Genomic DNA, 12,021 nt, shown 5'->3' with positions numbered 1-12,021 from the left:
CCACCACACCGGGTCCGACCGCCACGCCGAGCCCGACCGCCACCCCGACCGCCACCCCGAGTACGACCGTGGTGATGCCGCCACTCGTCGGGCTACCGGAACAGGAGGCGGTGGAGATACTGGAGCGGTTCGGGCTCGTTCCCCGGCTCCGGTTCCGTGGTTCGGACCGACCGGCGGGCACCGTCCTGCAGACGGACCCACCGGCCGGTCGGGAGGTCGAACCCGGCGATCAGGTCACACTGGTGATCGCCGAGCCTCGGCAGGATCCGCCCACGACCGCCGCCCCCACCACCGTGGCGCCACCCGAGGATGACGACTGAGGCTCGGGCGGCGACTTCCCCGCCTTGGACGGCGGTTCACCAGCATCGGCGGCGGTAGCCGACCATGGCGAGTCCGACGGCCGAGATGACCAGGCCGAGCAGCCCCGAACAGGCCAGCGAACGCCGGTACCCCTCGGGCAGGCGTTCGGCGGCCGGTGGGGACCCGGACCGCTGGTCCACGGGTACGACCCGACCGGCGGCCCCGGCCTGGTTCCGCGCGGGTACGGCGTCGTCGTCCCGGGGCACCTTCGCGGCGTCGGGCCGGGCGGCCGGGTCGGACGTCCCCGGGCTGCCCTCGGTCGAAAGCCGTCGCCAGGGCGCCCGGCGGTGTTCCCGCCGCATCGGTTGGACGGCGGCGGGTGGGTCAGAGGTCCTCACCTTCGGCAGCGACGCCCACGTGCCCCCGGTCGGACGCTGACCCGCCGCCCGGTCAGGACCTCGGTGGCCCGCCGCGCTGCCACCGGCCGGCTTGGAGTGCGGGTCGGACCCGGCATCAGAGGTGTCGGGATGCGGCCGGGGTCCGGATTCGGCGGGCACCGGATCGGCGGACGCCGTCGGACCGGTCGTCGGGTACCGGTCCGACGGTGCGCGGGTTGCTCCGGCACCGCTCACACAACCGGGTACGCCGACGGTGATCAGGATCAGCAGAACACTGACCCGCATGCTTCGGTACGTCGTTCGGGGTGGGGCGAAGGGCTCCACGGCCATGGGCGGCTCCCGGGTTCGGGGCCCTCGATGACGTGCGGGTTGGCAAACCTGTGACGGGTGTACCCAGTCTAGGGCGGCCCGCCCGGCCTCCGGTCCCGTTCCGGCTGATGCCGGTTCAACCGACCCGGACCCGCTGGGCGAGCGCGGTGGAGTTGTTCCGCATCGGTCGTTGCGCCGGAAGGTGGTTGCGCCGGGCGGAGTTGGTGTAGAGCTGGCGCAGCCCGTCGAGCTGTACGAATATCGACCGGCGCTCGACCGCGTCGCCGCTGGCGTCGAGTTCGTAGCCGTCGAGCCAGACCCATCCGTGATAGGTCGGCCAGTCGTGCACCCGGATCACCCGGAAGAAGATCGGATTAGCGAATTGGACACTTGCCGTACGGGTCACGTGGAGCACATCACCGGAGCGGGGAAGCACATCAGCTCCTGTCCGACTGGCCGGACTGGCCGGCGGAAGTGGCGGGCGGGGGTCTGGTGGGGGTCTAACCCGGTTGTATGTCGGCAAGAACAAGAGGACTCTGCAGGGACTGGGGCATCGGCCGGGACGATGCGTCGGTATTCCGTCACACCGTCCCGGCCGATACCTGTCAACTCCGGGACGCGCCAGCCGCCGTAGCGGCCCTGGCATACAGCGGCGGGGGCTCTTACCCCGGAGCGGGGCTTCTCGCCGTACCGGTGGTACGACCATCGCCCCGGTCAGGCGAGAATGGGGGAGCATTGCACCGCCTGACCAGATGGGAACGCTGTGTAGCCCGAGCCATACGGACAGGGTGCAGCAAGAACATGATCAATGCAAGTTGCACTTTGCCCTTTGCTCCAAGATGGCGATAGTGGACCATCCGGTGCTTGATGCGCCGCGCGTCGAAGCGGCAGACTGGACCCGGTTTCGGTCGCCATGACCGACAGGGTCATCGTTCCGTCCGCCGTGAACGAATCCCCGCCGATCGGCGGGCGTCCGCAGGGGCGGACAATCAGACCTCTCATTGATCAATAGATCCGGAGGTGACCCGGTGACCGAGCGCCGGAGCCCGACCATCCGCCGCCGCCGACTCGGCGCGGAACTTCGCCAGCGCCGGGAGAAGGCCGGGGTCACGATAGAAGCCGTCGCCGAACTGTTGGAGTGTTCGGCGTCCAAGGTGTCCCGGATAGAGACGGGCCACACCACGGCGACGGTCCGGGACGTCCGGGACATGCTCGGCATCTACGGGGTGACGGGTGCCGAGTGCGACGAGTTGATCCAGATTGCCCGGGAGGCCCGGCAGAAGGGCTGGTGGCATCCGTACAGTCCGGTGCTCGCGGGAGCGTACGTCGGCCTGGAGGCCGCGGCGGGCTCGATCCGGGCGTACGAGCAGCAGACCGTGCCGGGCCTGTTGCAGACGGAGGACTACGCCCAGGCCATGATCAGGTCCGCTCGGCCGGACTGGGTCGCCGAGGAAGTCAACCAGCGGGTCCGTGTCCGGTTGGGTCGTCAGTCGTTACTGGACCAGGACGATCCGATCGATCTGTGGGTGGTGCTCGATGAGACGGTGATCAGCCGACCGGTGGGCGGCGACGCGGTCATGCGGGCCCAGTTGGAGCGGTTGGTGGAAGCCGCTGACCTACCGAACGTCACGCTTCAGGTCCTGCCGTTCGATGCCGGCGCGCATGCCGGTATGGACGGCACCTTTACCATCCTCGGCTTCCCGGAACCGGGTGATCCGGACGTGGTGTACGCCGAAAACGCCACGGGTGGGTTATTTCTGGAGAAGCGGGACGAGTTGCAGAAATACATATTCATCTTCGATCACATCCGAGCAGCGGCCATGCGCCCGGAAGAGTCCGTCGCTTTGATTGCGAAGTTGGCAGAGGAGCCATTGTGGAAGTGGAGACAAAAGGGTACCGCGTCGACCTGAGCGGGGCAGTTTGGCACAAGAGTTCGCGTAGCGGACCTAATTGTGACAACTGCGTCGAGGTGGCCTTCGCGGGCGGTGCGATCGCGGTGCGTGATTCGAAGAACCCGAGCGGCCCTGCCCTGATCTTCACGCCCGACGAGTGGGATGCGTTCGTCGGCGGCGCCAGGGACGGTGAGTTCGACCTGGCCTGACGGTCACGACAGTCGGCGATCAGCCGAGCGCGGTCACCCGGTCGGCAAGACGCGGCCGGGTGGCCGCGCTGCGCGCCTTGACAGGTTCTCGTCGCAGCCGGTGCGGGCGGACCTGCGATCATCCGGCGGTTCGGCCGTCGCCACCAACCTGCCGGGTCGTTGTACCAGACGGCGCGGTGGGCCACGCCGACCCGCCGCAGGGGGTTTCAACCGAGCGAGGCAGGCGAGGCGGATGACGATGGGGTCGGAGAATCTGGGCAACGGTTCGGCCAAACCGGAACGGTTCACCGGTAAGTACCGTGGGGCCCGTCGGGACAGCGGCAACACCACGGTCGAGGAGCCGTCGATGGCTGTCGACCTCGGCCCCTCGGAAGGCAGCGGCTCGGAGCGGGTGTCGGACCTGCCGGACAGCATGGACCTGCCGGGAAACATGGCCCCGCCGGACCGTGGCCCGACGCTACCGTCGCTGGACATGGGTGGATTGACCGAGCCGGTCTTCCCGCCGGCCGGCTGGCCGGACGTACCGAGCGAGCCCCTCGTCGACCATCCGCTGTTGCGGGGCCTGCTGCTCGAACTGCCGCCCAAGGGGACGATCCCCGGGTCGCTCTGGCTCGACCGCTGGTTCGAGGCCGCGCGGGCGATCCTCGAACTGCTATACGTGCAGGATTCCAGCCGCTCGCGATGACCGCGACCGGATGGTGACCGCGCGCTCGACCAGGCGGCTGTGCCGGAGCGCGTGTCGCACCCCGATCGTGCCGATCGCGAGGACGGCGGCGGTGAGCACCATGCCGATCATGCTCGGGCCGGTCAGCGGTGCCAGACCGGCGGCGGTCACCAGGCCGGGCAGCATCACCAGCCCGGTCACCTGCACCGGCAGGGCGATCATCGGATGCGCGGCGGCGGCCCGCAGTGCGGGTGGTGCCGGTGTCTCGGGCGCCGCGGCGAACGCGCCCGCGCGTACCCGGAGCTCCCGTAGCCGCCGTACGGTCAGGACGGCGACGACCACGGCGGGCACCGCCGGCAGTGCGAGCCCGACCGCGGTCTGGTCGGCGAGCGTCGGTTCCGCCTCGACCGCCCCGGTCAACAGCACCCCGGCCAGACCGGCCAGACCGGACAGGACAAGTACGAAAAGGAGTCCGCCCCGGCGCCGGAGCGGCCGGGCGCTGCGCAGTCGGGGCAGTCCTTCGGCGACGACACCGGCCGCCAGCCAGACGACGGCGATCGCGAGCAGGATGGCGAGGTCTGGAAACATGTCATGTACTCTTGCCCGTTTTTCGGCCCGCCGAATCCGGGCGTGCCCCCGCTGAGCCCGGAGAAGGCACCCGTAGGGGACATCGTCTCTGACAGATAGAAGACTCGGGATCTATTGTTTTTTCTCCCTCCTGACTAATCTCAGCTCGATCGGTCGTGCTGATTCGCCTCCACAAAAACGGGGCGGACGGCTCTGCGCCGATCGGAGGGGAGGATGGGAGATGAGTCTCCCTCGCAGGAGGTTCGTAGTCGTCGGAGTGTCCACTCTGGCCATGCTTGCCGCCGTGGCTGCTCCGGCCGCGGCGGCTCCGCCGGAGGGCACCATCCGGAATGCCGGTGGTGCCGACGCCGTGGCGGGCAGCTACATCGTCGTGTTCAAGGAGAGTGCGGTCAGTCGGGCCGCCGTCGGATCGAGGGCGTCCGGCCTGATCGGCAAGCACGGCGGCAAGGTGGCCCGCACCTACACGGCCGCGTTGCGCGGTTTCGAGATCAACACCAACGCCAAGGCGGCGGCGCGGATCGCCGCCGATCCGAGCGTGGCGTACGTCGAGCAGAGCCAGACGATCCGGATCAGTGGTACCCAGCCGAACCCCCCGTCCTGGGGCCTGGACCGGATCGACCAGCGGAACCTGCCGCTGAACAGCTCGTACACGTACCCGAACACGGCGACGAACGTCAACGCGTACGTGATCGACACCGGTATCCGGTTCGGTCACAACGACTTCGGTGGCCGGGCGGTCAGCGGGTTCGACGCGATCGACGGCGGCTCCGCCGACGACTGCCACGGTCACGGTACGCACGTGGCCGGCACGGTCGGTGGCTCGTCGTACGGGGTGGCAAAGGCGGCCCGGCTGTACGGCGTGCGGGTGCTCAACTGCTCGGGCAGTGGCAGCACCGCGCAGGTGGTGGCCGGCATCGACTGGGTGACCGCGAACGCGGTGCGTCCGGCGGTGGCCAACATGAGCCTCGGCGGTGGCGCGGACACCTCGATCGACACGGCGGTGAGCAACTCGATCAACGCCGGCATCACCTACGTCGTCGCGGCCGGCAACGGCAACAGCCTGGGCGTACGACAGAACGCCTGCAACTACTCCCCCGCCCGGGTGCCGAGCGCCGTCACCGTCGGTGCGACCTCGAACGCCGATGCCGCGGCAAGCTTCTCCAACTTCGGCACCTGCGTGGACATCCTGGCGCCGGGCGTCGGTATCACGTCCGCCTGGTCCACCAGCAACACCGCGACCAACACCATCAGCGGTACGTCGATGGCGTCGCCGCACACGGCCGGTGTCGCGGCGCTGGTGCTCTCCGCCAACCCGACCTGGTCGCCGCAGCAGGTTCGCGACTACCTGGTTTCCAACTCGACCCCGAACGTGGTCAGCAACATCGGCACCGGTACCCCGAACCAACTGCTCTACGTGGTGAACGACACCACGCCGCCGCCGACCGACGACTTCTCGGTGTCGGTCTCGCCGACCACTGGGTCGACGACGGCGGGCGGTTCGGTCACGGCCACCGTCGGCACCGCGACCACGGCCGGCTCGGCACAGTCGGTGAGCCTCTCGGTGAGCGGCCTGCCGAGCGGCGCCACGGCGTCGTTCAACCCGGCCACGGTCACCTCGGGCGGCTCGTCCACGCTGACGATCGCCACCTCGGCGACCACCCCGGCCGGTACGTATCCGCTGGTCGTGACGGGGGCCGGAGCGTCGGTCAGCCGGACGGCCAGCTACACGCTGACGGTGACCGGCAGCGGCGGTACCAGCTGCTCGGGCAGCAACGGCACCGACGTCACGATTCCGGACAGCAACACGGGCGTGACGAGCACCATCGCCATCACCGGCTGCGACCGGAACGCCGCCTCGGCGTCCACGGTGGCGGTGAACATCGTCCACACCTACCGGGGTGACCTGGTCATCGACCTGCTCGCGCCGGACGGCACCGTCTACCTGTTGAAGAACAGCAGCATCACCGACAGTGCGGACAACGTGAACGCCACCTACACCGTCAACCTCTCCTCGGAGGCGGGGAACGGAAACTGGCGGCTGCGGGTCCGGGACGTGTACTCCGGCGACATCGGATACATCAACACCTGGAGCCTCACCCTCTGATCGAGATGTAAGGAAGGGCCCCTTCTTATCGCTTTTTGCATAAGAAGGGGCCCTTCCTAACACGTCAGCGTCAGAGCGTACGCAGGTGGAAGCCGCCGTCGACGTCGATCACCTGACCGGTGCTGAACGGCAGCAGGTCGGTGGCGACGGCCACCACCGCCCGGCCGACGTCCTCCGGTTGACCCCAGCGCCTGATCGGGGTGAGGCCCTGGTTGAAGATCAGATCGTCGTACCTGGCCCTGACCGGACCGGTCATGTCGGTCTCGATGACGCCGGGTCGGATCTCGTAGACGTTGATCCCGTGCTCGGCCAGCCGGGTGGCGTACAGCTGGGTGGTCATCGCCAGCCCGGCCTTGGTCACGCAGTAGTCGCCCCGGTTGACGCTGGCGGTGTACGCGCTGATCGACGAGATGACCACGATCTTCGGTCGTTCGGTCAGGCCGGCCGCCTGCTGCTCGATCATCGTGCGTGCGGCCAGCTGGATCAGGAAGTACGGCCCCTTGAGGTTGATGTCGACCAGCCGGTCGAAGGACTCCTCGCCCGCCTCCAGCAGATCCGCCCGGACGTCCGGCGCCACCCCGGCGTTGCTGACCAGCAGGTCGAGCCGGCCGAACGCGGCCGTCGCCTCGTCGATCAGTTGTCGACGGTCGGCGGGCCGGGACACGTCGGCCCGGACCAGATGGGCCCGGCCGCCCAGCGCCGCCACCGCCCTGCCGACCTCCGCGGCGGCGTCCGCGTTGCTCGCGTAGTTGACGACCACGTCGTACCCGGCGCCGGCCAGCGCCAGCACGATGCCGCGACCGATGCCCCGGGAACCTCCGGTCACCACCGCCGCCGGCCGGTTGTGCGGGCCCGTGTCATCCCCCCGCCGAGCCCCGCTCATGCGGCCGCTTCCGTGCGGGACGGGCCGAAGAACGTGTAGTACGGCTCGGTTCCGGCCTCCCGTTGCAGATAGAGGGCCAGTTCCCGGGCGTGGTAGTCGCCCCACATGCTCGACTCGCCGTTCGGCACCCGCTGCCCGGCCGGTACGTGGTCCCAGCCGTTCGGCCGGTGGTAGACGGAGTGCAGCAGCAGTCCCTGGTGCCGGGCGTCCGTGCTGAGATAGGGCTCGCCGAAGATGGTGTCCGCCACCGTCAGTCCGGCCTGCCGGTACCGCCGGCCCTCCTCGGTCCGGCCGGCCCGGTCGAGATGGCGACCGAGCCGGAGCAGCCCCTGTGCGCCGATCGCCGCCGCCGACGAGTCCACGGGTTCGTGGTCGTTGTACGGGTCGGCCGGACGGTCCAGGTAGTCGCCGAGCCGGACCAGCCCGGGTGCGCCGGTGTCCCAGTACGGCACTCCGTCGGTCGGCGTGTGGGCCAGGTAGAAGTCGCAGGTGGCGGTGGCGGCGCGGAGCAGCGTCGTCTCGATCTCGGCCCGTCCGCCGTACGGGGTGAGTTCCTCGTCGTCGAGCTCGGCGAGGAACTCCAGTTGTTCCGGGAAGCCGAGCATGGCCCAGGCCAGTCCCCGGGTCCAGGTGCTGAACGGGGAGTAGCCCTGCTGGGTGCTCGGGCACCGGTAGCTGCCGTCGTTCACGTTGAAGATCGACTCGTGTGCGGTCCGGCCGGGGAGGTCGTAGCCGTCCCGGCCCTCGCCGTAGAAGACGTTCCACCGGGCGGTGTTGGCGGCGTGTTCGACCAGCCGGCCGAGCAGCGAGATCCGTTCGTCCCGCTCGCCCATCAGCACGTGTCCGAGGAGGTGCGACACGGCAAGGGCCCGGCAGGACCGCATGGTGTCGACGAAGAGCGACTGTGGACCGTTGAAGGAGTAGATGTAGCCGGTGCCGTCGGCGGTGCCGCGCCACCGGGCCGCCTGCACCGCACCGGTCAGCTTGAGCGCCAGCTCGTAGAAGTTCCGCTCGGCGGGGTCGTCCGGGATCCGTCCCTCGTTCATCAGCCGCCACAGGTTCCCGTACGTGCTGACGTTGTTGAACCCGTGGTCGTGTACGCCGATGTGGCTGACATGACCGGCCATCACCGCGACGGTCTGCTCCCGGCCGGAGTCCAGGAACCGCCGCTCGCCGGTCGCGTCGAACTGGAGCAGCGCGGACCCGTACTGGAAGCCCTGGGTCCACTCGGTCCAGCCCCGCGCGGTGTACTGCCCCTCGACGGTGAACACCGGTGAGGCGGCGCCCGGCGGGCAGCTCTTCTCGATCGAGTCGATCTTCTGCGCGGAGGCCGCCCAGAGCCGGTCGATCTTGGGTAGCAGCGCGGACGGGGTCAGGTCCTGGTCGATCCGTATCATCCCGCAAGCATAGGAAAGCGCTATCCCAAGCGACAGGGGACAGGATGGCCCGGCTCGGCGTCCTACCAGGGGCGGCTGGTCACGTAGACGTTGCTGCCGCCGAACCTGACCGGGTCGCTGGCGCAGCCGTAGAGGTTGGCATTTGTCGCGGCGTCGTGTCCCCAGAGCCGGACCCGCACCGGGTCGATGCTGCCCTGCGCGTCCTCGTTCCACCTGTCCCCGTTGTACGAGGTGGTGCCGACCTGGTTCCGGTCGAACAGTCCGTCGGTGCTGCAACCCTCGCCGTCGAACCGCCAGTCACTGAAGATCGCGTACGCGCCGGTCCGCCAGAACTTGTTGGAGTCGACGACGGTGCCGTCCGCCCGGTTCCGGGTGCGCACCGGGTCACCGGAGACCAGCTCGAACCGGTTGTTGTAGATGGTGCTGTCGGTCGGGTGGTTGGCGAGGTAGACACCGTGGATCGAGGCAGGGCTGTCGGTGTTCTCCAGGTTCTGGAACAGGTTGTCCTCGACGTGCAGCCCCGTCGTGTAGGTGCCGTGCACCCCGCCGTAGCCGGTACCCGGGCCGCTCTGGAACTTGCTGCCGAGGCGCCGGAAGGTGTTGCCGGTGACGTTCAGCCCGACGAGCCGGTCGGCCGAGGTCCCGGCCGCGCGGATGCCGCCGTTGCGGCAGTTCTGGAACACGTAGCCGGAGACGTCGACGTTGTCGGCGGTGACCGTCATCCCGTACTCGGTGTTCGCGCTGGTGTCCTCGAAGGTGCCGCAGTCGACGGTCACCGCCGCCGCGTCCACGGTGCCGAGGGTGAGCCGTCCGCCCGGCGGTGACCAGGTGACCCGGATGGTCGACAGCGGACGGTAGGTGCCACCCAGCGACAGCACCGTCGCGTCCCTCACCCGCCGGGCGCGCAGGATCTCCTGCGCCGCCTCGATCGAGCCGACGGCATCCTCCCGGCGCAGGCCGGCGCCGGCCACCCGGGCATCCACGGCAACCGACGGGTTCACGTACACGGTCAGGTGCTCGACCGGGGCGGCGGTCGCCGGAGGCGCCGTCAACGAGCCCGCGAACAGGGCGCCCATCGCACCGGTGGTCACCAGGAATCCTCTGCGCATGGCCCAGCTCCTTGCGATCGTGGGTTCGCCGGCCGGATGCCGACCATCCCACGATGCCGATCAATGTCATCGCGGGCAAGAGGCGGGAAGAGGTCAACGGCACCCCTACGAGCGAGTCGCCGCTATTCCCGCGCCGCCGCCAGTTGGGCCGCGGGGATCCGCAGCGCGAGCGCGGCCGGGATCAGACTCGACAGCACCGCGGCGGCCAGGCAGCCTGCCGCGGTCAACGTGATCGGCAGCCAGGGGACGGTGATCTCGGGCTGCGCCACCACCTCGGTCAACTGGAACTTCAACCCGGCCAGCATGCCGGCCGCCACCAGCGCGGCGAGCGCCGTTCCGGCGAGGCCGACCAGCACCGCCTCCAGCCCGATCATCCGGAGCACCTGCCCGGGAGTCGCCCCGGTCAACCGCAGCACCGCCAACTCCCGGCGCCGGTCGTTGGTCGCCATCACCAGCGTGTTGGCGATCGCGATCCCGGTGTAGAGCAGGGCCATCCCGAGCACCGCCAGCAGCGCCACCCGGTTCCGCTCGTACTGCTCGGCATCCCCCGCCACCAGGTGGTCGAGGGCCGGCGACACCCGTCCGCCACCCGGGCCGGCGGCGACGTCGAGCGCGGCCGGATCACCGCCATCCAGGTAGACGACGTCGGCGCCACCGGCGGGTTGGTGCGCCCGGCCCAGCTCCCAGGGCAGCAGCAGGGTGCGGTCCAGGTCGATCGAGTCGGCGAGTACGGCCACCACGCGCAGACGTACCTCGGTCGAGTCGGCGAGCCACACCCGCACGTCCTCGCCGAGCCGCCAGCCCATCGAGCGGCTCACCGCCACCGTGCCGGTGCCGGTCAACCCGTCGATCGAACCGGCCACGGTCGGCAGTCGCAGCACCCGGTCCAGCCCCGGGCCGACGTACCGGGCGGAGTACACCTCGGGGTAGTCGCCACTGTTGACGTACACCTCGGTCTGCCGGCTCGGTACGGCCGCGCGCACGCCGGCGACCTCGCGCAGCGCGGCGACGGTCGGCTCGGCCAGGCCGACCGGGGCGCTCGCGGTGGCCACGGCGGTGGCGGTGATCCGCTCCCGGGCGGACCGCTGCTCGCTCTCCCACAACGTCGCGGTCAGCGCCAACGTGGTGGCCGCCAGGCCGACGGTGACCAGGATCGGCGCGGCGGTGGCGGAGGTCCGGCGCAGCGAGCGCAGCGCGCTGGACCGGGCGATCGTGCCGAGCTGTCCGCGCAGCGGAGCGCCGAGCAGGTGGACGAGCACCCGGAGCAGGACCGGCGCGAGCAGCGCGGCGGCGGTCAGGGCGAACTGGGACACGACCATGACCAGCGCCAGGCCGTCGGCGACCCCGATGTTCGGCAGCACCGCCAGCAGCACCGCCGCTCCGCCGAGGAAGAGCAGCCCGAACAGCCACCGGCCCCAACCCATGACCCGGTTGTCGACCGACGCCTCGCGAAGGGCCTCCACCGGGCGCACCCGGGCCGCCCGTCGGGCGGCCACCCCGGCGCCGACCAGCGCGACCAGCAGACCGACCCCGGACGCGGCGAGCAGCGGCCAGAGGATGAACCGGGCGGTGAAATGCTCCGGCGCGAACCCCGACCGGGCCAGCCAGTGTGCGTACGGCGGCGCGGCGACCAGGCTCAGCGCGCTGCCGGAAACGCCGGCCAACAGGCCGACCAGGACCGCCTCACCGAGCACCAGCCGGCGGATCTGCCGCGGGGTCGCACCGGTCGTGCGCAACAGGGCGAACTCCCGGCGGCGCTGGGCGACCGCGAACGAGAAGGTACCGGCGACTACGAAGATCGACACGAAGGTGGCCACCCCGGCGGTGGTGCCCAGCAGCGACGCCGCGATCGCCAGCTCGTCGCCGTCGGGATCCGGCTCGGCCTCGCGCCGGTCGTCGCCGGTCAGCACCCGCGACCCCGGCGCGACGGCGCGGACCCGGGCGGCCAGCGTGCCGGCGGAAACCCCGCTGGCGGCCCGGAGCGCGACGGCGGTGATCCGGTCGCCGGCCAGTCCGGCGGCGGCCCGGTCGGTGAGGTACGTGACGGCCGGGGCGTTCTCGCCGGCCGCGACGGCAACCGGGGTCAGCACGCCGCTGACGACCAGCGTCCGCGGCCCGGCCGAGGTCTGCGCCCGTACCCGGTCGCCGGGTCGACGATCGGTCGGCGC

General features: G+C 70.4%; 12 protein-coding genes. 5 read left to right on the top strand and 7 right to left on the bottom strand.

Annotated features, from left to right (window positions below; all coding sequences use genetic code 11):
- Positions 1-320: PASTA domain-containing protein (locus I0C86_RS24830; protein WP_196203685.1), on the top strand; the 320-nt coding region annotated here is incomplete at its 5' end.
- A gap of 36 nt (positions 321-356) precedes the next feature.
- Here the strand turns inward: I0C86_RS24830 and I0C86_RS24825 are convergent.
- The gene (locus I0C86_RS24825) at positions 357-1,028 is read right to left on the bottom strand and encodes a hypothetical protein (RefSeq protein ID WP_196203684.1); all 672 of its coding nucleotides are present in this window, start codon (positions 1,026-1,028) and stop codon (positions 357-359) included.
- 115 nt (positions 1,029-1,143) lie between these two features.
- Entirely contained in the window at positions 1,144-1,443 is a 300-nt protein-coding gene (locus tag I0C86_RS24820; RefSeq protein WP_323373834.1) for a hypothetical protein, read from the bottom strand.
- Between the two features lie 592 nt (positions 1,444-2,035).
- On the opposite strand from I0C86_RS24820, the gene I0C86_RS24815 reads away from it, so the two are divergent.
- The 3 genes from I0C86_RS24815 to I0C86_RS24805 all read left to right on the top strand — a co-directional run bounded on the left by I0C86_RS24815 (position 2,036) and on the right by I0C86_RS24805 (position 3,793).
- On the top strand, positions 2,036-2,917 hold the full coding sequence (locus I0C86_RS24815; RefSeq protein WP_196203683.1) for a helix-turn-helix domain-containing protein: 882 nt from the start codon (positions 2,036-2,038) through the stop codon (positions 2,915-2,917).
- Positions 2,881-3,108, top strand: a complete 228-nt coding sequence (locus tag I0C86_RS24810) for a DUF397 domain-containing protein (RefSeq protein WP_407676349.1) — start codon at positions 2,881-2,883, stop codon at positions 3,106-3,108. The genes I0C86_RS24815 and I0C86_RS24810 overlap by 37 nt, the downstream gene beginning before the upstream one ends.
- Positions 3,109-3,340: 232 nt before the next feature.
- On the top strand, positions 3,341-3,793 hold the full coding sequence (locus I0C86_RS24805) for a hypothetical protein (RefSeq protein ID WP_196203682.1): 453 nt from the start codon (positions 3,341-3,343) through the stop codon (positions 3,791-3,793).
- On the opposite strand, the gene I0C86_RS24800 is transcribed toward I0C86_RS24805, so the two are convergent.
- Positions 3,761-4,360: a hypothetical protein gene (locus I0C86_RS24800; protein ID WP_196203681.1), complete on the bottom strand. Its 600-nt coding sequence runs from the start codon at positions 4,358-4,360 to the stop codon at positions 3,761-3,763. The two genes, I0C86_RS24805 and I0C86_RS24800, sit on opposite strands and share 33 nt — an antisense overlap.
- A gap of 220 nt (positions 4,361-4,580) precedes the next feature.
- Between I0C86_RS24800 and I0C86_RS24795 the strand changes: the two genes are divergently transcribed.
- Entirely contained in the window at positions 4,581-6,464 is a 1,884-nt protein-coding gene (locus I0C86_RS24795) for a S8 family peptidase (protein WP_196203680.1), read from the top strand.
- 70 nt (positions 6,465-6,534) lie between these two features.
- Here I0C86_RS24795 and I0C86_RS24790 read toward each other — a convergent pair whose 3' ends face one another.
- From I0C86_RS24790 to I0C86_RS24775, 4 genes are all read right to left on the bottom strand, one after another.
- Positions 6,535-7,347 carry a 3-ketoacyl-ACP reductase gene (locus I0C86_RS24790; RefSeq protein ID WP_196203679.1) on the bottom strand — a complete coding sequence of 271 codons (813 nt, stop codon included), beginning with the start codon at positions 7,345-7,347 and terminating at the stop codon, positions 6,535-6,537.
- Positions 7,344-8,744, bottom strand: a complete 1,401-nt coding sequence (locus I0C86_RS24785) for a glycoside hydrolase family 88 protein (RefSeq protein ID WP_196203678.1) — start codon at positions 8,742-8,744, stop codon at positions 7,344-7,346. The genes I0C86_RS24790 and I0C86_RS24785 overlap by 4 nt, the downstream gene beginning before the upstream one ends.
- A 62-nt stretch (positions 8,745-8,806) precedes the next feature.
- Complete coding sequence (locus I0C86_RS24780; RefSeq protein ID WP_196203677.1) at positions 8,807-9,853, bottom strand: hypothetical protein; 1,047 nt, start codon at positions 9,851-9,853, stop codon at positions 8,807-8,809.
- 122 nt (positions 9,854-9,975) lie between these two features.
- On the bottom strand, positions 9,976-12,021 hold a 2,046-nt coding region (locus I0C86_RS24775), incomplete at its 5' end, for an FtsX-like permease family protein (protein WP_196203676.1).

This window comes from Plantactinospora alkalitolerans (assembly GCF_015690345.1).
In the GTDB taxonomy this organism is placed as follows: domain Bacteria; phylum Actinomycetota; class Actinomycetes; order Mycobacteriales; family Micromonosporaceae; genus Plantactinospora; species Plantactinospora alkalitolerans.
Note: the sequence above shows the minus strand (reverse complement) of the source record. Positions and strands in the feature narration are given on the sequence as shown.